The organism is Colwellia sp. PAMC 20917 (assembly GCF_001767295.1).
Classification (GTDB): Bacteria; Pseudomonadota; Gammaproteobacteria; order Enterobacterales; family Alteromonadaceae; genus Colwellia_A.
Map to the genome: position 1 here is coordinate 1,926,230 of NZ_CP014944.1, position 21,769 is coordinate 1,947,998.

Annotated in this window: 25 protein-coding genes; 9 read left to right on the forward strand and 16 right to left on the reverse strand. The window is 38.6% G+C overall.

Translation table 11 applies throughout. From position 1 onward, the window contains the following. Positions 1 to 285: 285 nt before the first annotated feature. The 3 genes from A3Q34_RS08240 to A3Q34_RS08250 are packed head-to-tail and all read right to left on the reverse strand — an operon-like array spanning position 286 to position 4,602. On the reverse strand, positions 286 to 1,062 hold the full coding sequence (locus A3Q34_RS08240) for a phosphoadenylyl-sulfate reductase (protein WP_157470904.1): 777 nt from the start codon (positions 1,060 to 1,062) through the stop codon (positions 286 to 288). Continuing rightward, positions 1,055 to 2,803, reverse strand: a complete 1,749-nt coding sequence (cysI, locus tag A3Q34_RS08245) for an assimilatory sulfite reductase (NADPH) hemoprotein subunit (RefSeq protein WP_070374929.1) — start codon at positions 2,801 to 2,803, stop codon at positions 1,055 to 1,057. Before cysI ends, A3Q34_RS08240 begins: the two co-directional genes overlap by 8 nt. Beyond that, the gene (locus tag A3Q34_RS08250; protein WP_070377066.1) at positions 2,803 to 4,602 is read right to left on the reverse strand and encodes an assimilatory sulfite reductase (NADPH) flavoprotein subunit; all 1,800 of its coding nucleotides are present in this window, start codon (positions 4,600 to 4,602) and stop codon (positions 2,803 to 2,805) included. The genes cysI and A3Q34_RS08250 overlap by 1 nt, the downstream gene beginning before the upstream one ends. 213 nt (positions 4,603 to 4,815) lie before the next feature. Here A3Q34_RS08250 and A3Q34_RS08255 point away from each other — a divergent pair, with 213 nt between their 5' ends. Continuing rightward, the gene (locus A3Q34_RS08255) at positions 4,816 to 5,925 is read left to right on the forward strand and encodes an NAD(P)/FAD-dependent oxidoreductase (RefSeq protein ID WP_331710949.1); all 1,110 of its coding nucleotides are present in this window, start codon (positions 4,816 to 4,818) and stop codon (positions 5,923 to 5,925) included. A 132-nt stretch (positions 5,926 to 6,057) separates the two neighbouring features. On the opposite strand, the gene fkpA is transcribed toward A3Q34_RS08255, so the two are convergent. Next, complete coding sequence (fkpA, locus tag A3Q34_RS08260; protein ID WP_070374931.1) at positions 6,058 to 6,813, reverse strand: FKBP-type peptidyl-prolyl cis-trans isomerase; 756 nt, start codon at positions 6,811 to 6,813, stop codon at positions 6,058 to 6,060. A gap of 131 nt (positions 6,814 to 6,944) precedes the next feature. On the opposite strand from fkpA, the gene A3Q34_RS08265 reads away from it, so the two are divergent. Then, entirely contained in the window at positions 6,945 to 7,943 is a 999-nt protein-coding gene (locus tag A3Q34_RS08265) for a WD40 repeat domain-containing protein (protein ID WP_083277943.1), read from the forward strand. Between the two features lie 12 nt (positions 7,944 to 7,955). Beyond that, complete coding sequence (locus tag A3Q34_RS08270; protein WP_070374932.1) at positions 7,956 to 8,192, forward strand: SlyX family protein; 237 nt, start codon at positions 7,956 to 7,958, stop codon at positions 8,190 to 8,192. A 65-nt stretch (positions 8,193 to 8,257) separates the two neighbouring features. Here A3Q34_RS08270 and A3Q34_RS08275 read toward each other — a convergent pair whose 3' ends face one another. Then, positions 8,258 to 8,452, reverse strand: coding sequence for a YheV family putative zinc ribbon protein (locus tag A3Q34_RS08275; RefSeq protein ID WP_070374933.1), 195 nt, complete (start codon positions 8,450 to 8,452; stop codon positions 8,258 to 8,260). 102 nt (positions 8,453 to 8,554) lie between these two features. Between A3Q34_RS08275 and A3Q34_RS08280 the strand changes: the two genes are divergently transcribed. The 5 genes from A3Q34_RS08280 to A3Q34_RS08295 all read left to right on the forward strand — a co-directional run bounded on the left by A3Q34_RS08280 (position 8,555) and on the right by A3Q34_RS08295 (position 13,125). After that, positions 8,555 to 10,462: an ATP-binding cassette domain-containing protein gene (locus A3Q34_RS08280; RefSeq protein ID WP_070374934.1), complete on the forward strand. Its 1,908-nt coding sequence runs from the start codon at positions 8,555 to 8,557 to the stop codon at positions 10,460 to 10,462. A 67-nt stretch (positions 10,463 to 10,529) separates the two neighbouring features. Continuing rightward, positions 10,530 to 11,252, forward strand: a complete 723-nt coding sequence (locus A3Q34_RS08285) for a tetratricopeptide repeat protein (protein ID WP_070374935.1) — start codon at positions 10,530 to 10,532, stop codon at positions 11,250 to 11,252. A 156-nt stretch (positions 11,253 to 11,408) separates the two neighbouring features. Then, positions 11,409 to 11,537 carry a DUF3149 domain-containing protein gene (locus A3Q34_RS21080; RefSeq protein ID WP_157470907.1) on the forward strand — a complete coding sequence of 43 codons (129 nt, stop codon included), beginning with the start codon at positions 11,409 to 11,411 and terminating at the stop codon, positions 11,535 to 11,537. A gap of 362 nt (positions 11,538 to 11,899) precedes the next feature. Next, positions 11,900 to 12,883, forward strand: coding sequence for a hydrolase (locus tag A3Q34_RS08290; protein WP_070374936.1), 984 nt, complete (start codon positions 11,900 to 11,902; stop codon positions 12,881 to 12,883). Beyond that, positions 12,880 to 13,125, forward strand: coding sequence for a YheU family protein (locus A3Q34_RS08295; RefSeq protein ID WP_070374937.1), 246 nt, complete (start codon positions 12,880 to 12,882; stop codon positions 13,123 to 13,125). Before A3Q34_RS08290 ends, A3Q34_RS08295 begins: the two co-directional genes overlap by 4 nt. Positions 13,126 to 13,171: 46 nt before the next feature. Here A3Q34_RS08295 and A3Q34_RS08300 read toward each other — a convergent pair whose 3' ends face one another. From A3Q34_RS08300 to nudE, 3 genes are read right to left on the reverse strand one after another with little or no spacing between them, the layout of a single operon-like run. Further along, positions 13,172 to 13,750: a YceI family protein gene (locus A3Q34_RS08300; protein ID WP_070374938.1), complete on the reverse strand. Its 579-nt coding sequence runs from the start codon at positions 13,748 to 13,750 to the stop codon at positions 13,172 to 13,174. Between the two features lie 28 nt (positions 13,751 to 13,778). Next, entirely contained in the window at positions 13,779 to 14,603 is an 825-nt protein-coding gene (gene cysQ / locus A3Q34_RS08305) for a 3'(2'),5'-bisphosphate nucleotidase CysQ (RefSeq protein WP_070374939.1), read from the reverse strand. 29 nt (positions 14,604 to 14,632) lie between these two features. Next, positions 14,633 to 15,193, reverse strand: a complete 561-nt coding sequence (gene nudE / locus A3Q34_RS08310; protein ID WP_070374940.1) for an ADP compounds hydrolase NudE — start codon at positions 15,191 to 15,193, stop codon at positions 14,633 to 14,635. 99 nt (positions 15,194 to 15,292) lie between these two features. On the opposite strand from nudE, the gene yrfG reads away from it, so the two are divergent. Next, complete coding sequence (yrfG, locus tag A3Q34_RS08315; RefSeq protein ID WP_070374941.1) at positions 15,293 to 15,967, forward strand: GMP/IMP nucleotidase; 675 nt, start codon at positions 15,293 to 15,295, stop codon at positions 15,965 to 15,967. Between the two features lie 79 nt (positions 15,968 to 16,046). Here yrfG and A3Q34_RS08320 read toward each other — a convergent pair whose 3' ends face one another. The 8 genes from A3Q34_RS08320 to gspG are packed head-to-tail and all read right to left on the reverse strand — an operon-like array spanning position 16,047 to position 21,764. After that, a complete protein-coding gene (locus tag A3Q34_RS08320) occupies positions 16,047 to 16,790 on the reverse strand; it encodes a type II secretion system protein N (protein ID WP_070374942.1) in 744 nt (247 codons plus the stop codon). Next, entirely contained in the window at positions 16,790 to 17,260 is a 471-nt protein-coding gene (gspM, locus tag A3Q34_RS08325) for a type II secretion system protein GspM (protein ID WP_070374943.1), read from the reverse strand. The genes A3Q34_RS08320 and gspM overlap by 1 nt, the downstream gene beginning before the upstream one ends. Further along, positions 17,260 to 18,591 (reverse strand): type II secretion system protein GspL, encoded by a 1,332-nt coding sequence (gene gspL, locus A3Q34_RS08330; protein WP_070374944.1) that lies wholly within the window; start codon positions 18,589 to 18,591, stop codon positions 17,260 to 17,262. Before gspL ends, gspM begins: the two co-directional genes overlap by 1 nt. Then, a complete protein-coding gene (gene gspK, locus A3Q34_RS08335; RefSeq protein ID WP_083277944.1) occupies positions 18,591 to 19,619 on the reverse strand; it encodes a type II secretion system minor pseudopilin GspK in 1,029 nt (342 codons plus the stop codon). The genes gspL and gspK overlap by 1 nt, the downstream gene beginning before the upstream one ends. A gap of 36 nt (positions 19,620 to 19,655) precedes the next feature. Then, positions 19,656 to 20,282: a type II secretion system minor pseudopilin GspJ gene (gene gspJ / locus A3Q34_RS08340; protein WP_083277945.1), complete on the reverse strand. Its 627-nt coding sequence runs from the start codon at positions 20,280 to 20,282 to the stop codon at positions 19,656 to 19,658. Then, positions 20,282 to 20,680: a type II secretion system minor pseudopilin GspI gene (gene gspI, locus A3Q34_RS08345; protein ID WP_083277946.1), complete on the reverse strand. Its 399-nt coding sequence runs from the start codon at positions 20,678 to 20,680 to the stop codon at positions 20,282 to 20,284. The genes gspJ and gspI overlap by 1 nt, the downstream gene beginning before the upstream one ends. After that, positions 20,670 to 21,311, reverse strand: coding sequence for a type II secretion system minor pseudopilin GspH (gene gspH / locus A3Q34_RS08350; protein WP_070374946.1), 642 nt, complete (start codon positions 21,309 to 21,311; stop codon positions 20,670 to 20,672). The genes gspI and gspH overlap by 11 nt, the downstream gene beginning before the upstream one ends. A gap of 18 nt (positions 21,312 to 21,329) precedes the next feature. Further along, positions 21,330 to 21,764, reverse strand: coding sequence for a type II secretion system major pseudopilin GspG (gene gspG / locus A3Q34_RS08355; protein WP_070377070.1), 435 nt, complete (start codon positions 21,762 to 21,764; stop codon positions 21,330 to 21,332). Positions 21,765 to 21,769 lie beyond the last annotated feature (5 nt).

A 21,769-nucleotide genomic window follows, 5' to 3' on the forward strand; every position in this document is an offset into this window, starting at 1 on the left:
ATACTGATACTGAAACAAGTTCAGCATGACGACAAGAGTGCACATCAGACCCTGCAACTATCGACCAGATAGCCTCACCAAGCTTCAAGCTCCGAATAAAGATGTAAGCCTCTTCATACTGCTATAAACCCCGTCATCCTGAACTTGTTTCAGGATCTGTACTTACAACCCCCAATACAGATACTGAAATGCAGTTTTTTGTTCCTGACAAAAAGTAGCCAACATAAAAAAGGACAAGCATCTAAGATGTTTGTCCTTAATAGTAAACGTTAAGTTGGGTGTTATTTAAATACCGTCACCGTCAGTATGTAAACCACATTCTCTGGCCATGCCAGAAAAACGGGTATCACTTTCATTCATACCTAACGTTAATGGCCGTGTACTGTGTGTGTCGCCAACCGATACATAGCCTTGGTCCCATAGAGGATGATAGGGCAAGTTATGCTTAGTTAGGTATTCATGCACATCCTTATTACTCCAATCAATAATAGGATGTACTTTAAAACGACCGCGTAAAATACTGACTACAGACAGGCCTTCACGATGCTCTGATTGCTGACGACGCACGCCAGAAAACCATGTCGCGGCATTGAGCTCATGTAAACCACGTTCTAGTGGCTCAACTTTATTACGGCGATTATAAGCTTTAAGTGATGTTTCATCTTTTGCCCATTCTTCGCCATATTTTGCTTGTTGCCATGCGGCACTTTCTGTCGCGCTATAAACGTGTAAATTCAATTTTAAACGTTCGTTGAGCTGTTCAATAAACTGATAAGTTTCAGGAAATAAGTGCCCAGTATCGGTAACAATCACTGGGATATTCGCATCGACTTGCGTCAACATATGCAACATAACTGCAGATTGAATGCCAAAGCTAGAAGACAAAACGAACTGCGATGGTAAATTCTCCATCGACCATTCAACTCGTTCAGTCGCGGTTTGCTGTTCTAATAACTCGTTCCACTGGTTAAGCCAAGGCTTAGGTAAGGATGCCGGAAAACGGTTATTAATCGGTGCTTTTGCCGCAGCGATATCAGCACTATTAATAATAGGCTTAGTCATGAAAATCTCGCTTACTATTTTTCACTTCTGCGATAATGCCGGTGCGGATAGTAAAATCACCAAACGCTTCATTACTGTTTCTTTCCGTTGACCAGCGAGCCACTAGCATATCCATTTCATCAAGAATATCTTGTTCGCTTAAGTTTTCTTTATACATTTTAGGTACTCGCGTTCCTGCCAAGTTACCGCCTAAATGCATATTGTATTTACCTGGACCTTTACCAACTAAACCAATTTCTGCCAACATCGCACGACCACAACCATTTGGACAACCCGTGACACGTAAAATAATACTTTCATCACTCATATCATGTTTGGCTAAAATGCCCTCTACGTCGGTAACAAAACCCGGTAAATAGCGTTCTGCTTCAGCCATAGCTAATGGACAGGTAGGAAATGCTACACAGGCCATAGAATCTTTACGTTGCTTTGAAACCGTGTCATTCATTAAGCCATATTCACGGGCAATTTTTTCAATTTGTGCTTTATCTTCAGTTGCTACACCCGCAACAATTAAGTTTTGGTTCGCGGTCATACGAAAATCACCTTTGTGTATTTTCGCTAATTCAGCAACACCTGACTTAAGGGGTTTACCTGGGCTATCTAATAAACGGCCATTTTCAATAAATAAGGCTAAATGGTGCTTACCGTCAAAACCTTCAACCCAACCAATACGATCGCCACGTTCAGTGAACTCGTATGGACGAGAGGTTTCAAAAGTAATACCGGCACGTTTCTCAACTTCAGATTTAAAGGTTTCTACACCCACTCGGTCAAGTGTGTACTTAGTTTTAGCATTTTTACGATTAACTCGGTTTCCCCAGTCGCGTTGTGTCGTTACAACAGCGGTCGCAACATCTAAGGTATGTGCTAAAGACACATAGCCAAAATCGTCAGCCTTGCGAGGATACGTTGACTTATCGCCATGAGTCATCGCTAAACCACCACCAACAAGTACGTTAAAACCAACTAATTTTCCATCTTTAGCAATAGCGATAAAGTTGAGATCATTAGCGTGAACGTCAATATCATTTTGTGGCGGAATAACAACAGTCGTTTTAAATTTTCGTGGTAAGTAGTTGCTGCCTAAAATAGGCTCTTTTGTCTCTTCACCTTCAGGGCCTTCAAGCTTTTCGCCATCTAGCCAGATCTCTGCATAAGCACGTGTTTTAGGCAGTAAATGTTCACTAATTTTAATAGCCCATTCATAAGCTTCTTGATGAAGTTCTGATTCAATAGGGTTAGAAGTACACAAAACATTACGGTTAACATCGCCAGCAGTCGCAATTGAGTCGATACCAATACTATTTAATGTTTGGTGCATTAATTTAATATTGGGCTTTAACACACCATGAAATTGAAATGTTTGACGTGTTGTTAAGCGAATACTGCCATATGAAGTGCTCTCTTGAGCAAATTTGTCGATAGCCAACCACTGCTCTGGTTTAATGATACCGCCAGGCATACGAGCTCGTAACATAACATTATGCAAAGGTTCTAATTTTTGCTTACTACGCTCAGTTCTAATATCACGGTCATCTTGCTGATACATACCATGAGTTCTGATAATATGGTAATTATCTGCCGTGAAACCACCGGTGACTGGGTCTTTTAAGTCATCAACAATTGTCCCTCGTAAAAAATTACTCTCTGCTTTTAAGCGTTCGTTATCAGCCTGCTTACCTTCTACAATTAACGGTCCAGGACCTGTTAATACGATTTCTTTATTTGTTGTAGTCATTAGTAAACATCCTTTTGGAAACGCTTGGCGTTACGTAATTCTTTTAAATAGTCTTGTGCTTGTTCAGTACTCAACTTGCCATGCTCAGCAATAATATCCACCAAGGCAAGCTCCACATCTTTTGCCATACGGCTCATGTCACCACAAATATATAAATGAGCACCACGTTCTAACCAAGCAAAAATCTCACTGGCTTTTTCACGTAAACGGTCTTGCACATATATTTTTTCTGCTTGATCACGAGAAAAGGCTAAATCAAGGTGCGTTAACAAGCCTGATTTTAAATAGCCTTGCCATTCCACTTGGTATAAAAAATCTTGAGTGAAGGTTTGATCACCAAAAAACAGCCAGTTATCACCACTTGCTTCGCTTGCTTCACGTTCTTGCATAAAGGCTCTAAAAGGAGCAATACCAGTACCTGGGCCAATCATGATCACAGGAGTATCGCCATTTTCAGGTAAGCGGAAGTTATCGTTGTGTTCAATGAAAACCTTAACTGTGCCGCCTTCTGCTAAGCGTTTACCTAAAAAGCTTGAGGCACCGCCACTTCTTAACTGGTCATTCTCGCTATATTCAACTAAACCCACCGTTAAGTGTACTTCTTCTTCAACCTCAGCTTGGCTTGAGGCTATGGAATATAAACGTGGAGTAATCTTTCTAAGTGCGTCAACAAAGTCTTGTGCTGTTACTTTCGCCGGAGCTGCTTTAACTAGATCAATAATTTGATGGTTACTGGCATATTCACGCGCAGCATTTTTATCTTCACTCAAGGTAAGCAAAGCTTTATCTTGTGATTTTTCCGCCCAAAAGCTAATGAAATTAGGCGCTGTTTGAGTAATTTCTAATGTTGAAATTAATGCTTGTTCAAGTGATAAACGTTCACCGCCAACATCAATATTTTCATTACCTGACAAACCAAGTATCGCAATAAGCTCGGCGACTAACTCAGTATCATTTTCAAACCACACGCCTAAAGCGTCACCGGCTTGGTAGGTGATACCTGAATCGGCTAAATCGATTTCAATATGACGAACATCTTTTGCTGAATCACGACCGGTGATCTTTTGGCTTAAACTTAACTCAGCAGCATAAGGCGCCTGTTTAGTATATTCGCTAGACGCGCCAAGTGTTGGCATTACCACAACATTGTGGCTATCAATCTCATTACCCAACAAGGCTTTTACATCTTTAACAATAGTCTCTGACCATGTTTTTACATCAGCTTCGTAATCAACGTCACAGTCAACACGTGCGGTAATCTGTTTTGCGCCAAGCTTACTTAAGTAATCATCAAAGTCTTTGCCCGTTTGACAAAAGAACTCATAGCTAGTGTCGCCCAAGGCTAAAACGCTATAGCGTAAATCATCGAGCTTTGGCGCTTTTTTCGAGCCTAAATATTCATGTAAAGCAATCGCATCATCGGGTGCTTCACCTTCGCCATTAGTACTGGCGACAATTAATAGGTGCGTCAGATTTTTAATGCTTTTTGGCTTAAAGTCACTCATGCTTTTTAAGTCGACGGTAAGACCTTCTGCTTGTGCTTGTGCGGCTAACGCTTTAGCAACACCTTTAGCATTTCCGGTTTGAGAACCAAATAAAATAGTTAACACAGGCGCAGGAGCTGCAACAGCTGAAGCTGCAGGGCTAACGCTTAACGATGCTCCTTCAGATTTAGCCGCTAAATAACCACTTGCCCATGCAAGCTGCAACTGAGAGTAACTGCCAATAGCGTTTTGTAATGATGAAAGTTGGTCAGCATCTAGCATAGTTTTTTGTAAGTTCTGTTGGTTTGGCAACATAATGTCAATTCGCCCATTTAAATTTAGTAAAATAATAATAGACTGACTTTGCATATAATAAAAAGAATAGAAAAGGCTTTTTTATTCCAAAATAGAATAAGTCAGTCCTTTGAACCTTTACCCACACTCTTATCTAAATTTTAAGACATTCTTTTTCTTGAAATTTAGATAAGGGGCGACCACACTTAATTCAAGCTAAAAATAATAGATAAAATGATGGAAAAAGTAGACGCAATAATTATTGGCGCCGGTGTCGTGGGTTTAGCCATTGCGGCAAGACTTAGCAATAAGCTCAATAATGTGCTCATTGTTGATAAAAACGCTAGCTTTGGTGAAGAAACCAGTAGTCGTAATAGTGAAGTTATTCATGCCGGCATTTATTATCCTCAGCACAGTTTAAAAGCTAAGCTATGCGTGCAAGGAAAAGAGAAGCTTTATCAATATTGTAAAGATCGAGGCATTCCTCATCAACGCCTAGGAAAATTACTGGTTGCCCACGGCGAGGCAGAAGAACAACATTTAACGAAAACCATAAAACAAGCAGCACTTAATGATGTTAATGATCTCGTCTGGCTAACGGCAGACGAGCTTAAGAAGTCAAATCCAGCATTACATGCCACCGCAGCCTTACTTTCCCCTTCGACAGGCATTATTGATAGTCATCGTTATATGCAGGCTTTACTGGCAGAAATTGAGCATAATAATGGTCAATTTGTTGGAAAAACAACCTTTATTAAGGCAGATAACAATAATGATGGCTTTGTTGTTACTTTAAATAGTCAAGATGAAATAATGCAGTTGCATTGTGATTATTTAATTAATTCAGGGGGATTACACAGTACTAAAGTTGCCGAAAATATTAGTGATTTAAAAAAGTCACATATTCCAACGCTTTATTATTGTCGAGGCCATTATTTTTCTTACCAAGGGAGAAGTCCTTTTACACAGCTCATTTATCCCTTACCCGAATCGCATGGTTTAGGTATTCACGCCTCATTAGACATTGGCGGACAATTAAAGTTTGGTCCCGACACACAGTACATTGATGATATTGATTATGAAGTCTCTCCTCTTCTAAAAGCTAAATTTGTTGCCGCGATTCAACGCTATTACCCTTCATTAGATAGTGAAAGATTACAGCCTGCTTATTCGGGTATTCGTCCGAAATTAGAAGGTCCGAATGATGGTTTTAAAGATTTTGTCATTCAAAGTGAAAATGTGCATGGCTTGAAAGGATTAGTGAATCTGTTTGGTATTGACTCACCCGGCTTAACTTCTAGTTTAGCTATAGCTGAATATGTCGACGAAAGGCTAGCCATATAATACTTATATATTTGAAAGTGAATAAGGTATTTATGGTCGGTGAAAAATGATTGTTTATATTTTGAGTTTCTAAAATGCATTAAAAAGCCAATTGCTTACACAATTGGCTCCCTTAACACTAGAGTAATAATATTACTGAGTGATTTCTTCTGGTTCAGCTGATTTTTGAATGTCTAATAATTCAATTTCAAACTGTAATACTGAGTTGCCAGGAATACGTGGCGGATTGCCATTTTTTCCGTAAGCTAAATCAGATGGAATAGTAAACGTGTACTTTGAACCCACTGACATTAACTGTACGCCTTCTGTCCAACCGCTGATAACACGATTTAAAGGGAATACTGCTGGTTCATTGCGTTCATATGAACTATCAAAAGTTTCACCGTTTAAGAAAGTACCTTTATAGTGAACCGTTACTGTATCAGTAGCGCTAGGTTTATCACCTTCACCTTCAGTTACAACAAGGTATTGAATACCTGATTCAGTAACTTGTACACCTTCTTTCTTAGCATTTTCTTCTAAGAATTTCATGCCTTCAGCAATTGCCGCTTCAGATTCAGCGTCTGCTGCTGCTAATTGCTTTGCTTTCATTTGCTCATCAAGGCTCATTAATAGAGCTTGGATTTCTTCTTTCTCAATGATTGATTTGCCAGCAAGACTGTCCATGAAACCGCGAGTAATTAATGCTTGATCAAGTGGTACACCCAACTTCTCATGTTGATCAAGATTCTTTTGCATGTACATGCCAATTGAAGCACCTAAACTGTACGCTTGTTTTTGCATTTCAGTTTCTAAAACAGGCGCTGTTTCGGTTGGTTTTACACTTTCTTGACAGCCAAACACTGACACAAGTGCAATAGCTAACATAGTTGGCTTAAATAATTTCATTTTTTCTCCGTTAACGTAACCTAGTACTCAGTTGGAGGAAGTTCCCCTAAGCCATTGATTAAATATTATGTATTGTTAGACAATGCGGCTTATACTAACGATAAATTAACTAAGAAAAAAGTATTAATATTGTGATTAAGTGTAATAACAAGCTAACACTGCTTTTCATCTGTCTATTTTCCTTATTGAACAGTGCTTGCCAGCCTGCAGAGGACAAGCCTGTACAGCGCTGGCAGCATGCTACAGATGGTGCTTATGCAGCTAATATTTCTAATGATGGCAAATACAGTGTTGTCTCTTCTATTTATCATGGCTTAAGTTTATGGGACATAGAAGAAAATGCATTAAAATACAGCTGGTCACAACAGCAAGATAGTAGCGATAATTTAGTGCTGTTAGCCGATATATCCAATAATAATAGCCATGCACTGACCGCAAATCGAGAAGCATTTTCGTTGTGGAATATCGCAACAGGCCAATCAGAAGGTTACTGGAAAGTACGTGAGTCAACGATTCGTGATATTGCCTTGTCAAATAATGGTGACTTTATTTTACTCGGTAAAAGTAATGGCACCATTGTTCACATTACCATGAGCAATGGCCGTCGCTTAGAGTTCTTAGGTCATACAGAAAAAATTAATGCGGTTGATATGCTCCCCAATGGCCGTATCGCCATTTCAGGAGGCAATGATTACGTCGCTTATGTATGGGATACAGAAAGTGGGCAGGTTATTTACCGATTTAATCATCCAAGTCGCGTTACTATGGTGGCCCTAGACCCTAAAGGTCGGTTTGCTTTTACTGCCGACAGTAAAAAATCTTCAAACATATGGGATTTAAAAACAGGTAAACGCGTTAGCCAACTTCAATACTATAACCGCCACGAAATATTTAGCTCAGTAAGGTTTTCTGATGATGGTACTCTACTATTAACCGGAGCCCCAACTCGAAAAGTTAGCCTGTGGAGCATACCAACTGGAGAGCGACTTGACAGTTGGCGAGTTACGCCAAAAGAAAGTATACGTGCTGCAGGCGCGGTAGTGTATAGTGTCGCCTTTCGAGGAAAGAACCAAATAATCACAGAAAGTTCATCAGGATACGCTGAGCTTTGGCAAAGAAAGTCGCGTTAGGTACCCCAAATTATGACAACAGAAATACAAAAAAAAATCATCGAATTACAAGAGAATGTTGAAGCGCTGCAATCTCGTAATGCCTTTCAAGACGATGTTATTGAACAGTTGAATAATGAACTTGCTGTTCATCAATTAGAAATTTCAGATATTAGGGCACAGTTAAAGTTAATCGCAAGTCGTGTTCAAGATAATAATCCGGGTCAAAATCAGTCGCAAGATATCGAACCGCCACCACCACATTATTAACTCTTAACCTAACTTTCATTCAATAAATACCAAGCTGAAATATTTCAGCTTGGTAAAATAACAAATTATTCTTGCTTAAAAATACCAATCACTTGCTCTTGCGGACGGATTTCTTTAACGACATGCTCTTCTGGCTGAGACATTTGATGCCCACAGCTAACACAAGTGACTTTTTCAACATTATTTTCTTTTGTTAATCCCATGGTGTCCATAGCATTACATTTCGGGCAAATAGCGCCAGCAATAAATCTTTTTTTCATGTGTTTCAATCCAAATAAAATCGAGTTGTATTATTTTACCTTGAATCTTGTCGATAGGAAAAGGACAATAGCAACCTGAATTAAAATGAGTAATAACACACAATGATCATAGCCACCGATTTAAGCTTAGATAGAGGCGCTAAAAACCTCATAAAATCATCAAGCTTTACTATTCATCCTAATCACAAAGTTGGCTTAGTTGGCGCTAATGGCTGTGGAAAATCTTCTTTATTTGCTGCCTTATTAGGTGAGTTACAGCCCGACAGAGGCGATGTAAATATGCCTTCAGGCTGGGATGTCGCGACAGTAAAACAAGAAACCCCCGCCCTCGATCAATCCGCCTTAGATTATGTGATGGACGGAGATAAAGAGTTTCGTCAACTTGAGCAACAACTTGAGAAAGCTCGATTAAATGATGATGGCAACCAAGAAGCGTTAATTCTCAACCATATTGATGCCATAAATGGCTACAGTTTACCCGCTCGTGCCAGCGAGTTACTTCATGGTTTAGGTTTTTTACAAGAACAACTGGGTGATGCCGTAAAGGATTTTTCTGGTGGTTGGCGCATGCGTCTTAACTTGGCTCAAGCGTTAATTAGCCGCGCAGATCTACTCTTACTCGATGAACCCACTAACCATCTAGATTTGGATGCGGTAATTTGGTTACAGCGTTGGTTAAAACGCTTTACCGGTACTTTAGTGCTTATTTCACATGATCGTGATTTTCTAGATGACGTTATTGAACAAATTCTTCATATTGAACATCAACAAGCAAAATTATATTCGGGTAATTATAGTGCCTTTGAGCGTCAACGCGCGGAACATTTAGCACAACAAGATGCTCAATTTCAAAAACAGCAAAAAGAAGTGGCTCACCTAACCTCATTCGTCGATCGCTTTAGAGCAAAAGCCAGTAAAGCAAAACAAGCTCAGAGTCGTTTAAAGCGTTTACAAAAATTACCTGACTTAGCACCCGCACATGTCGATAGCCAATTTACCTTCAGTTTCAAAACACCGGAAACCTTGCCTTATCCGTTATTAGCGTTAAAAGAGACAACCTGTGGCTATGATCCAGAAACCATTATTTTACGTGATGTCGGTCTCACACTGGTACCCGGTAGTAGGATTGGTCTTTTGGGACGAAATGGTGCGGGTAAGTCGACATTAATAAAGTCATTAGCTGGCGATATTGCCTTAATTAAAGGCGAGCGTTATTGCGCCCAAGACTTAACTGTTGGTTACTTCTCTCAACATCAGCTTGAACAATTACATATGCCAAGTAGTGCGATTGATCATATTGTTCGTGCTAAACCTGAGACTACAGAGCTACAAGCGCGCAATTTTTTAGGTAGCTTTGGTTTTACTGGCGACCAAGCACTCTCTCCGGTAAGTACCATGTCAGGTGGAGAAAAAGCACGTCTGGTACTGGCGTTAATTGTTAATGACAAGCCGCAATTACTTCTCCTCGATGAGCCCACTAACCATCTTGATTTAGAAATGCGTCAAGCACTTGTCTTTGCTTTACAAGACTTTGAAGGGGCTATTATTTTGATTGCCCATGATCGCTTTTTATTAGAGTCATGTGTTGATGAGTTTTTCTTAGTTGCCAATGGTCAAGTTAGCGAGTTCTCTGGTGATATTGATGACTATCAACAATGGCTTAATGAAGACAAAAAACAAACACTAAAAAATACTAAACCAGCAAAGTCTATTGAGGTTGTTGATAAAAAACAATTACGCAAAGACCAAGCGGAATTACGTAAAAAAGCATCTCCGCTGCGTAAACAAGCCGATAAATACGAGAAGAAAGTACAACTGCTGCAAACTCAATTAGCTGAAGTTGAAGGAGTATTAGCCGAAAGTGAGATATATCAAAGTGAACATAAAGCACGCTTAGCCGTTCTCATTAAGCAACAAGCTAATCTAAAAGCAGATGTTGAAGAAATTGAAATGTATTGGCTCGAATTAGAAGAACAAATTGAAGAAATTATGTTACAAGCTTCACTGTAAAAAATAATCATTAAATTATATTACTTGCTACACTTAATAATCATACGATTAAAATAATGAGAACGTTATGAAAAAAACAATATTCGCCCTTTTTTGTCTATCTATATTAAGCAGTGTTTCGAGCTTTGCTTATCAAGGAGATCTTGACCAAGGTATTTATGAATTAAACCGTGGTGATTTTAAAGCGGCTATAAATGAATTTGAACCCTTAGTTGCTCAGGAATATTCTCCTGCGCAGTATCAAATGGCGCTTATTTATTTAAATGGTTACGGCGTTACAAAAGATCCTGAAAAAGCGTTGGAATTAATGTCCTTAGCCGCTTCTCAAAATCACCCCGACGCACTATTTAGTCTGTCACTGATGTATTCTGACGGAGTCATCGTTAAAAAAGATTTAACAACCGCTTTTGCACTGATGGAAAGAGCAGCAATTAGAGACTCTATAGCCGCACAATTTAATCTTGGTGTTATGTATTTCAATGGTACGGGTACCTATAAAGACTATCCAAAAGCCGCACGTTGGTATGAAACTGCGGCAAAGCAAAATTACGCCCTAGCCCAGTTTAATTTAGCACTGATGTATTTTGAGGGATTGGGTGTTGAGAAAAGTGTAGAGATGTCTTTTATATGGAATATTATTTCCGCAAGTAATGGTTATCAAAATGCAGGAAAAAGTCGTGATATGGACTCCTTAAAACTCAGCAATGTAGAAATAGCTCAGGCAAGGGAAAAGGCTGACCGACTTTATCAACAAATTATCGAACAAGAAGCATTAAAAGCTAAACAATAAAACTTTAGCTCTACAAAATAAGACAATAATCTAAGGGGTAAATTTAAGGTTCATTGATCTATATCACAACCATAAAGTAACCCGCGATCTAAAATGGCTATAACATTACGTTATAGCCATTTTTGTTATAACTCAATTATTTTTATGGAGTCTATTATGAACTTTTTCGATATGATTATTAATGATCCCGTGGTACTTTATTCTTTTGGTGGATTAGCAATTCTTTTAGGTATTGGTGCTTTTTATGTTTATTATTTTCTTAAAAACATCAATGAAAATAATTAGTTAACATCGCCTGTACAAAGATCGCTCGAATAATTTTTTTTTGTTATACTAACAGCACTTGTCTATGTTGATTGTCATGCATTATCTGCACAATTAATCTTAAATGCTGAGGTGCGCTTATTAACTTATCTATTAATCAATCTTCCTCTACGCTCAATGTAATTGAGCGTCAAAAAAAATCACGTGAAGAAAATAATGAAAAGTATCGTAAAGGTATACTCATTAATCAACGAGTATAAGACAACATGTTTATGATGGCGTTTAGCCTTGTAAGCTTTTTTTTAGCCTAAAAATATCTATTTATTTTCAATTCACATACAATAATAAAACTAATAAACCACAACAGACCACTATAACTTTAAATGTTTACTCAAAGTCAATTCACTCCAGCTTGGTGGCTACACAATCCTCATTGCCAAACTATTATTGCAAAATTTTTAAGATCTAGAAAACAGCTAGAAACTTGCAATGAAACAGTGGAGTTACCTGATGGCGACTTTATTGATTTAGCATGGACCGATAAACCTAAACTTAATGAAACTCGTCCTTTGGTGGTTGTTCTTCATGGTTTAGAAGGTTCAGTTAACAGTCATTATGCTAAAGGAATGTTATCGGCTATTAAAGAGAAACAGTGGATCGGAGTGCTGATGCATTTTAGAGGCTGTAGTGGACGAGTTAATAGAAAAGCCCGTTCGTATCATAGTGGCGACACTGATGATATTAGTTATTTAACGCAATTTTTAAAGAAAAAATATCCACAACTTCCAATGACCATTATTGGCTTTTCTTTAGGAGGCAATGTACTAGCGCGTTATTTAGCAAAAGAACCTAATAACCCGTATCAAGCTGCGGCAATCATTTGTGCCCCTTTACACTTGGCCAGCTGTAGCAAGCGGATTAACCAAGGCTTTTCGCGTATATATCAAAAATATCTAGTGGGCATGCTCAAAGACAGTATTAAGGATAAAATGGACAGTAATCTACTTTCTGCTCCGCTATCGCAAAGACTGGCCCATAAGCTCGATGAAATTAAGACCATTTGGCAATTCGATCAACTGGTAACAGCCCCTATTAACGGTTTTGAGAGCGCTGAAGATTATTATCATCAGGCGAGTGGACGTTTTATTTTGGATAAAATTAAACAACCCTGCTTAATTATTCATTCAAATGACGACCCCTTTTTATGTGATGAAAATACCCGTGATATTAGCAGTATTCCCAGTAACATATGTTTTGAGGTCAGTAAAAAAGGGGGTCATGTTGGTTTTATCAATGGTAATAATCCCTTAAGACCAAAGTTTTGGCTAGAACATCGTGTTCCAAATTTTTTAGAGAGCTACCTATGATAATCCCTTACAAAGATCTACAACCCGATACGCTAACAGGTATTATTCGAGAGTTTGTTTTACGTGAAGGTACCGAATATGGTGCGGACGATGTGCCTTTGTCGGAAAAAGTAGCGCAAGTAAAAATACAACTTGCTGATGGGAGTGCGTTTTTAGTTTATTCAGAGCTTCATAATACGGTAAATATTTTACCCATTGATCAGTTTGAACAACAACAAAACGAGCAAGAACAAGAACAATAGTTATTTTATAACAACGAACACCCTGTGGATGTTCGTTGCTCATTTGCTATTGAGTGAAAACTAATACAAAACTAACCGGCACGGCATAAGCAATGCTTGGTAGATTTGCTAATGATTTTAATTTATTAATACCTGCCACTAACGCAAAGTCTTCGGCTTTAATGATAGCCGGTTTTAATGTGCTCACTAGCATATTATTTGCTGATAGCTTAGCCACCATAACATTCAATGTAAGTTCTTGCTGGTGACCATGTAAATTCAGGCTACCCGTAAGTGACATTTTCTGACTTGAACCGATAGTTATCGCATCAATATCTGCACGGTTAAGTTGCGCACTAAAGCTCGCTTGTGCAAAAGTTGCTGTTTCAAAGAGAAACTCCGCCATTCTTTGATCACGTATCGCAATATTAGTGTCAACACTGCTTAAATCAATGGTCACATTTGCTAAGCCACTATTGTTGATAACACCCGTAAATTCTTTAAAGCTATGACTTTCAGCCACAGTGCCTTTTTTAATCGACATAAAAGTTAACGATGAATTTTTAGAGTCCAACTGCCAAGCACTATAGGCTGGTGCAGCAAGCAGGAGTGAAAGGCTTAAGATAAAAGTAGATATAATACGCATAATAGGTCCTTTGAAAATAAAATAAAAATTAAGAGCGTCGCGCTCGATGCGGGGTCACAATACTTTGCCACGGAATATTACTGGCACCTAAAGTCATAAAGTCAGGATTCATTAATCCTTCCCGTTGATTGTAGGTTAACGGTAAAAACTCACTATCAATTATTGAGCCTCCCGCTTGTTCGATAATACAATGACTCGCTCCTGTATCCCACTCACCTGTAGGACCAATACGTAAGTAACAATCGGCACCACCTTCAGCAATTAGACAGTTTTTAAGTGAGCAACTGCCTAATGCCACATATTCAAAAGCAAAGTTTTCGTTGTTAAGGTATTGCCCCATTAGGCTGAGCTCTTGTCGGCGGCTTACCGCCACTTTGATTTTTCGTTTGCCATCATATTTAGCGACATGAATTTGCTGGCTACCGGTATGGCTTTCTTTAAAAGCGCCAAGCTTATTTTGTCCATAGTAGGTGAGTTGGTGATCAGGTGCGTGAATAACACCAATACTTGGCCAGCCATTTTCCACCAAAGCAACATTAACAGCGAAATCACCACTGCCTTTAATAAACTCACCTGTCCCATCAATAGGGTCGAGTAGCCAATATCGTGACCAATCTTTTCTTTGATTAAGCGCTAATGCACCAACTTCTTCAGAAATAATAGGAATGCCAGGTGCCAAGCGTGACAGCTCTTGCATCAATACATCGTTAGCCGCATAGTCAGCACTAGTAACGGGGCTATTATCTTCTTTAATTTCTGACGTGTAATTGCCCGACTTGTAATGCTTAGTAACTTCTAGGCCTGCTTTTTTTGCACTTTCTATCGCGATGGCGAGTAACGTTTCATTGTTCATTAATCTTCACTTACTTTTTCTTTTGAGTGTTATTTTAAAATATTCTTAACTAAATCTTTTACCAGCATTAGAGCGGCGATGCTTCTTGCTTCATTAAAGTCAGGTTGGGCAAGTAATGATTGATAGTCGGCAAGTTTCCATGAGACAACTTCTAGCTCTTCAGGTTCATCACCGGGTAGTTTTTCTGCATATAAACTTTCAGCAAGAAATATTTCCATTGAGGCAGAGAAAAAAGCTGGTGCTGTTGCGACTCGATGCACATGGGTGAATTTATTTGCCCCATAGCCGACTTCTTCTTTTAACTCTCGATTAGCAGCGTGCTCTGCGCTTTCACCTTCATCAATAAGTCCTTTTGGGAAGCCTAGCTCATATGTATGGGTGCCAGCACAATACTCACGTACTAATAAAAACGTTTCATCGTCTAGCATAGGTACAATTAATACAGCGCCTCGACCGTAGCCTTGCATGCGTTCATATTCTCGCTGTACGCCGTTGCTGAAGGTAAGATCTACTTGTTCTATAGCAAACAAGCGACTCTTAGCAACTTGCTTACGTTGAGTGACTTTGGGAAGTGTTAAACTATTGCTCATGGTAGCTAAACCTAAGAGTAAAATATTAATAATATAGTTTTAGAATAGCACGTTAACTTTAGATATAATTAATAATTAATCGCTCTGAGGAAAAATAATATGCTTAATTGGTCAAAAATTTCTACCGTACTTTTAGATATGGATGGAACGATTTTAGATTTACATTTTGACAACCATTTCTGGCTCCATCATTTACCACTACGTTACAGTGAGCACGCAAAGATTTCACTTGAGCAAGCAAAAGAAAACTTAGCAAGCCATTATGAAAGAGTTGCTGGGACCATTGACTGGTACTGTTTAGACTACTGGGCTGAACAAACCCAATTACCGATTCAAGCCTTAAAACGTGAAGTACAACACTTAATTAGCTTACGCCATGATGCTCATGATTTTATGGTGGCATTAAGAGAGAGTGGAAGAGAAATAATACTGGTTACTAATGCTCACCCAGATAGCTTATTGCTTAAAATTGAACGCACGCAACTCGATAAGTATTTTGATGTGTTATATTCTACGCATGAATTTGGTGTGACCAAAGAGTCACAATTGTTATGGCAGCGTCTTCAAGAAAAGCAAGGGTTTAGCTTAGATAATACTTTGTTTGTTGATGATAGTATCAATATTTTAGCATCGGCTCAACGCTATGGTTTTGAACATTTATTAGCGGTTGAAAACCCCGATAGTCAGAAAACGCCGCATATTGTTAACGATTACCCATCTACATCAGACTTTAGAACATTAATTGATGAAATAAAGAAATATCCCATTAAGTAATGGCTATTATTCATCCTGACGTAAAGCCAGGATGAAATAGGTTTAGCTTAAGTAACGATTTATCACCGTATAAAATGGCTTAAAAGTTCAATCGATAGCGCCCTTGGTTATCCGCTTTGCCAATAAAAGATAGCAGTGGCTTTAATTTTTCAGGGAAGTTAGCACCTGGCTTTAAATAACCATTTCCAGAAGCTCTATTGATATTATGCAGATAAGCGGTAAACGTGAGTCCGAGGTCATTTTCAGGAGCAATGATAAACGCAAGCGCGCCTTTTTCACAAGCCAACTCAGCAGATAACGTACCTAGATTTGCCTTTTCTGATAATGCGGTGATGGCTGCCTTGTTCCATTTTATTATGCCCTTCATTTGCTGACAAACAGGTTTGCCGAGTATAAATTCATCAACACTGAGTTCAATAAGGTTGTGGGCTTGCATCGGGATAGCTAGATTAAGCTTTTCCGTAATTTGTTGCGCGGCTACTGTGATATCAAGATTAGTAATTTTTATCTGCTTAAGCAATTGGCTTGCGGTCAACTTACCTTCTGGTCCACTGACTAAGGCACCGCCAAAAGTTAACTTAATTGTCGGGTCAAGCATCAATAATGAGAGGAAACTTAACTCACTGCTGACATTGTTAATGTCGACATTGTCTATGCGGACTTGTTTTGCATAACTTTGCCACACTGTGCCAGAGAGCTGAGATACCTGACTGTTTTTTGGTAAATTAATAAAACTAACCACCCAAGCAGCAGGCATAGTTGCAATTAAAAAAATCAAATATAAACTAAAGAACATTGCTCCGTAAGCAAACCACTTTTTCATTAACCTTTTCCTAATTGTAAGCGACGAACTCTAACAACGCCGTTGCGATCAGCTTTACTTAAATCAATACTTTTCACTAATAAACCTTCATTATTGGCTAGAAATTCAAGCCAACTAAGTAACTGTGTAAACGGGACTTCATCAATCCATACTTGTAAGTCTTCACCTTGAGGTTGCAAGCGAGCTATCGAAATATTATTACGACCGGCACTGCTGTTAACAATACTAGAAAGGCTGGCATTGCTGGCTGATGATGCCACTCTTTTTTGTGACTGTTGATAGCGCAGAGTATTTTCTTGCACCCAGGTATAAAGCGCTTGTTGGCGCATAATTTTTTGTTGAGTTTTATCAGTATTAGTAACCAATGGTTGCCACACTGCGCTGTAAAATAAAAACAGCACTACAACAAAGCTCATCATAGCAACGAGTCGTTGCTCAGAGCTTTTTAATTGTTGCCACCACGTTTTCATTATCGCCCCTTACTTGTGTTTGTTGATTGCTGATCATCATTACTGGTTATGCTAAATGAGCCAGAAATTTGATCACCTTGATTATTTTGCGCGCCCATAGATACCGTCAGGTTACTCTCTTCAAGAGCGATTTTTAACTTATCAAAATATTGATAATCACTGGCAATTGCTTGCATACGAATCTCGTTGCGCTTACCATCAAACTTCAACGTTTGGGGTTTTATTTCAGGTACTAAAGCTAACGCTGGTTGCACTTGAGTTAAGATAGCTAAAAAGCCACTTTCTCCACTAGCCCCGCCTACTTCTTTGAGTTTCTGCTTAAGTTGGGAGCGAATAGTTGAGACTCGAACTCGCTTAGTTTTTGGAAAAGCCTGTTTATAGGTACTAATGATTTGCTCTTCAATTTCAGCCTGTTGACTATGAAGCTTTATTAATTCGGCACCTTTAATACCGACATTAAGCAATAAAGCGAACATGGCAATACCTGCGGCCAAAAACCAACTTTTTAGCACGGGTGAGCGCTGTTCTTTAACTTTAAAATCACCCTGTAGTAAGTTGAACCTATCCGCTTTTTCATGATTATATGTGGCGGCTAATAACGCCAAAGGCAGCTCTTCTGGCATCGCGTTGATGGTCAGTTTAGCGATGGTTTCAGGTAATATTGAATAAGCATTTAACGAGAAACTGTTGGGTACGTCATTGTTGACATCATTGTCCGCTACTAATTTTTGCTCACTGTTAATTTTCTCTACTGTTTGAGTACCACTGAGTGACTGACTAATTAATGGCCAAGTGTTGGTGTCTATGGTGACCCCTTGCCATTGTCCTTGACGTATCAGTATTTGCTCACCTAAGACAATAGCACTACCAACATTTACTTCATTAGTCTGTGGCATTGCAAGTACATCTGGGATCATTTTTTTACAGGTAATATCTGCACTTTTTAACCACCCTTGCCATAATGCCAACTGAGCAGATTCGATAATTGCAACAAAGCAATTGTGTGCACTACCGACAATTTTGATATCACTATAAGCGAAAAATAGCTCATCAACATCTTGTGCTAATTCATCTTCAAGCATATACGGCACAGCTAAGCGCATCGCTTTTGAAGATTTACTGGGTACCGTTAAACTTTTCAAACTGATATCACTGGTTGGCACAAACGTAATCACTTCACGTTGTTTGGCTTTCTCAGCTAATTGCTCTAACGCATTGGCATTGGGGAGTTCACCACTGGCAATGATGCCTTCTTGATCGTCACTGAATATTAACCAGTGCACTACGTCTTTTGCGTTAGTACCTAATCGGATATATAACTTTTCGGTCATTACTCTCGTCCTATGGTACGACTCACTACGGAGATATTATTATTGCTTTCAACTTTCATTAAAGTGCTCAACGCGAAGTAACTGTCATTAAAACTAGCGATACTTTTTAGTTTAAAATAATGGCTAACAACATCAAACTGCTCTTTTTGATCATTGGTTATTTTTGTATGTTTTGAAATATCGGGTAAATTGAAAAACTCATCTCGTGTTTTAAAACCAGCACCCTCTCGGCTAGCCAAGGCATTTTCTGCATCAGCTAAAGGAATACCTAAAAGAGCTTCCAACAATTCAGGTTGATCGCTTCTTATGGTGTTTACATTTATTTTATGGAGATTGTTATTAGGTATTACGCAAGCATACTCTTTTAATTTATTAATAACCGGCACAGTAAAGTGTTCAATTAAGCGTAGTTCGGTAATACTGGCCAAATAATAATTAGCGGGTAAGTAAGGAAACTCTTTTGCAGAGTAATCATTATCTTCAGCACCACCAGCACTGGCTATAGCGCTGTTTTGATCAAGCCAGTCCACTAATGCATCGGTCATATATTCAGCATCAAACTGACTAACACCTTCAACATTAAGTGACATAATTAATTTTTGGAAAGCGTCTTCTATTGGACGCCTTCGAGTGCCCGTAGGAATAGCATTATCATCAGGCCTTAAAGCATTTAAATTAAAACAGGCTTGCATATCAAAAATTTCGCCGGTGATTTGTCCAAAGTCAACAGGATAACTTGTTTCGCCTTGAGCCCAAATTTGCTCTAAATGCGTAACGTCTTTTTCATCTTTAAAAACATTGATTAATATTCTTTTTGCAAACGCTTCTGCGCCCATCGCATACCAATAAGCCTGCTGATTTAGCGTAACATTATTAGTACGTTGCATCTGCAACTGCAAACGGGCAGTCATCTGTGTGGCTAATACGGCAGCTAACGCAACGATAAGTAAAACAGTAATTAACGCCACTCCGGTCACTTTTTTAGCGGTCAACTTACTCATATCAGCACTGCAATGAAAGTTTTTCATTAGGCCTCCCATAACGAAGAGCACAATACGTAGGCTTTAAATTGAGACATCATCACCCGCCACTAAAAATTCTCGTCTTATAAGCCCATAATCTTTAGTTATTAGCTCAACAGCAATCGCTTGAGGTAAACTGTTATTTTTAATTTGTTTTTGCCATTTTTTGTCATAAAAAAACTCAAAATTTAGCGCTTCAATTTCGGTGATTAACTTTCTTCTTTTAGGCTCTTGCCCTTGGATAGCATCAACAAAATTGAAATGAAGTCGCTCAAAGGTTCCTTCATTTAATTGATAAGCGACTGATTGCATATTGCTACGCGGTAATAGTAGACCTGGATTTGTCCATCCGTTGCGAACAAAAGCTAAGGTACTTTCGCCATTTGAAAAACTATTGCTGTCAGTATATAAAAAATCTTGCTGGGGAGCTTCGCCATTTAATCGAATACTGCGTTTAGCAATTTGCAGTAAATCACGCTCGATAAGTAAAAAGCCTCGCTGTAATTCATTAACGCGTTCGGTACGAATTTTAGATGACTCATTACCTTTTAATACTGTATTAAAAATAGTGAAACTACTCATACTGATCATTGAAAAAATAGCGATAGCGATTAAAACTTCTAACAAGGTAAAGCCATTATTCGTTGGCTTATTCAAACAAATTTTCACTACGGCTGACTCTTTGAAATATAGGTAACCATACTGGTGATCGCTAACTTTTCATCTTCTTTATTGCGAATTTCAATCGTGATAGCACGCATATTCTTATTTTCTGTTTTAAGCACTTTTTGTAGCCAAAACCATTCTTGGCCAGCCATTTCTACGGTGCCTTTTTTATTGTTTTTTGGTGGCCATGTTGGGTCTAATGTCATCGCAACTAATTGATTTGAGGCCACCCAATTGGCTAATACTTTATTTTCTAGATGACTTAAATTCTTAAAGTTATTGTCTGCTGCACTTAACAACGCAATACCCGCAATTGAAAAAATAGCCATCGCTAACATCACTTCAATTAAAGTGAAGCCCAATGAAGCCGTTTTAATGACCCGTTTCACCTTATTCATCATCAAAGAGTGGCCCTTCAACGCTTATCGGTGTGGTGTATAAACCGGTCGCCTTAAAATAAAGCTTTGCTTCAGTGTAATTGTTTTTAACGAATTGAAAACGCAGGCTAAACGGTGTTATTTCACCGCCTGAGAGTATGTAAATTTGGGGAATGAGTATTTTTTTTTCTATATTATTACCGTCATCATCTTTAGCTACGTCTTCATCTAAGTCATTCTCTTTATTAGCCGCTTGCAACTCATTAAATACTTCAGTATCAAATAATTGTGGTTCTTCGATTGGCAAGTCATCAAGTTGTAAAATCAACTCAACACCTTCAGGTAATTTATAGCGACTGAATAATTCATTATCAGAGATATCCGACCACGTTATGCCGTCGTACCCTAAAAACTGATAACCTTTTTTGCCAATAACTAAGCCTAATTCAATATTATTTAGCATGCCATATTCAGCAGCAATATTGAAAACGCCGGCAAAACGTTTGCTCGAGAGTTCAAGTGTTTCTTCGGCTTTATCACCTGAAGCACTAAACTGAACAACCGAAACCATTAAACCCACCAGCACAATAACCAACATCACTTCAATTAAAGTGAAACCGTTAACTACTGTGCTGTTTTTGGAATAATGCTTCATATTAAGAGTTCACCAAAACTACTGGTAGTCGCCAAGGTTCCAGTTGCCAATATCGTCTTCTGTACCAGGTTCACCGTCGGGTCCCATGGTAAAAATATCAATATCACCATTTTCGCCTGGATTTAATAGTTGATAGGCATTGCCCCAAGGATCGTCAGGTAAACGTTTAACATAACCCCCGTTTGGAAAACGACGCGGTAAAGGTTCAACGTCAGTTTCTTCAACTAAAGCTTCTAAGCCTTGCTCAGTCGTTGGATAGTTATAGTTATCCATTTTGTACATACTTAACGACGTTTCTAATGCATTAATATCTTGTACTGATTTTTGAAGTTTTGCGGTATCCATATTGCCCATCAAGTTTTGGACAACAACACTGCCTAACAAACCTAAAATAACAATAACAACCATCACTTCCAATAAAGTAAAGCCACCTTGTTTATTTTTCACTTTCATTGGTT

Coding starts and splice junctions, on each gene's coding strand:
- A3Q34_RS08290 (WP_070374936.1), top strand. CDS start 11,900: ATGTTTACTCAAAGTCAATTCACTCCAGCTTGGTGGCTACACAATCCT.
- A3Q34_RS08255 (WP_331710949.1), top strand. CDS start 4,816: ATGATGGAAAAAGTAGACGCAATAATTATTGGCGCCGGTGTCGTGGGT.
- A3Q34_RS08270 (WP_070374932.1), top strand. CDS start 7,956: ATGACAACAGAAATACAAAAAAAAATCATCGAATTACAAGAGAATGTT.
- A3Q34_RS08295 (WP_070374937.1), top strand. CDS start 12,880: ATGATAATCCCTTACAAAGATCTACAACCCGATACGCTAACAGGTATT.
- A3Q34_RS08275 (WP_070374933.1), bottom strand. CDS start 8,452: ATGAAAAAAAGATTTATTGCTGGCGCTATTTGCCCGAAATGTAATGCT.
- gspH (WP_070374946.1), bottom strand. CDS start 21,311: ATGAAGCATTATTCCAAAAACAGCACAGTAGTTAACGGTTTCACTTTA.
- A3Q34_RS08240 (WP_157470904.1), bottom strand. CDS start 1,062: ATGACTAAGCCTATTATTAATAGTGCTGATATCGCTGCGGCAAAAGCA.
- gspM (WP_070374943.1), bottom strand. CDS start 17,260: ATGAAAACGTGGTGGCAACAATTAAAAAGCTCTGAGCAACGACTCGTT.
- A3Q34_RS08285 (WP_070374935.1), top strand. CDS start 10,530: ATGAAAAAAACAATATTCGCCCTTTTTTGTCTATCTATATTAAGCAGT.
- cysI (WP_070374929.1), bottom strand. CDS start 2,803: ATGACTACAACAAATAAAGAAATCGTATTAACAGGTCCTGGACCGTTA.
- fkpA (WP_070374931.1), bottom strand. CDS start 6,813: ATGAAATTATTTAAGCCAACTATGTTAGCTATTGCACTTGTGTCAGTG.
- A3Q34_RS08300 (WP_070374938.1), bottom strand. CDS start 13,750: ATGCGTATTATATCTACTTTTATCTTAAGCCTTTCACTCCTGCTTGCT.
- gspI (WP_083277946.1), bottom strand. CDS start 20,680: ATGATGAATAAGGTGAAACGGGTCATTAAAACGGCTTCATTGGGCTTC.
- gspL (WP_070374944.1), bottom strand. CDS start 18,591: ATGACCGAAAAGTTATATATCCGATTAGGTACTAACGCAAAAGACGTA.
- cysQ (WP_070374939.1), bottom strand. CDS start 14,603: ATGAACAATGAAACGTTACTCGCCATCGCGATAGAAAGTGCAAAAAAA.
- A3Q34_RS08280 (WP_070374934.1), top strand. CDS start 8,555: ATGATCATAGCCACCGATTTAAGCTTAGATAGAGGCGCTAAAAACCTC.
- nudE (WP_070374940.1), bottom strand. CDS start 15,193: ATGAGCAATAGTTTAACACTTCCCAAAGTCACTCAACGTAAGCAAGTT.
- A3Q34_RS08320 (WP_070374942.1), bottom strand. CDS start 16,790: ATGAAAAAGTGGTTTGCTTACGGAGCAATGTTCTTTAGTTTATATTTG.
- gspK (WP_083277944.1), bottom strand. CDS start 19,619: ATGAAAAACTTTCATTGCAGTGCTGATATGAGTAAGTTGACCGCTAAA.
- A3Q34_RS08250 (WP_070377066.1), bottom strand. CDS start 4,602: ATGTTGCCAAACCAACAGAACTTACAAAAAACTATGCTAGATGCTGAC.
- gspG (WP_070377070.1), bottom strand. CDS start 21,764: ATGAAAGTGAAAAATAAACAAGGTGGCTTTACTTTATTGGAAGTGATG.
- yrfG (WP_070374941.1), top strand. CDS start 15,293: ATGCTTAATTGGTCAAAAATTTCTACCGTACTTTTAGATATGGATGGA.
- A3Q34_RS21080 (WP_157470907.1), top strand. CDS start 11,409: ATGAACTTTTTCGATATGATTATTAATGATCCCGTGGTACTTTATTCT.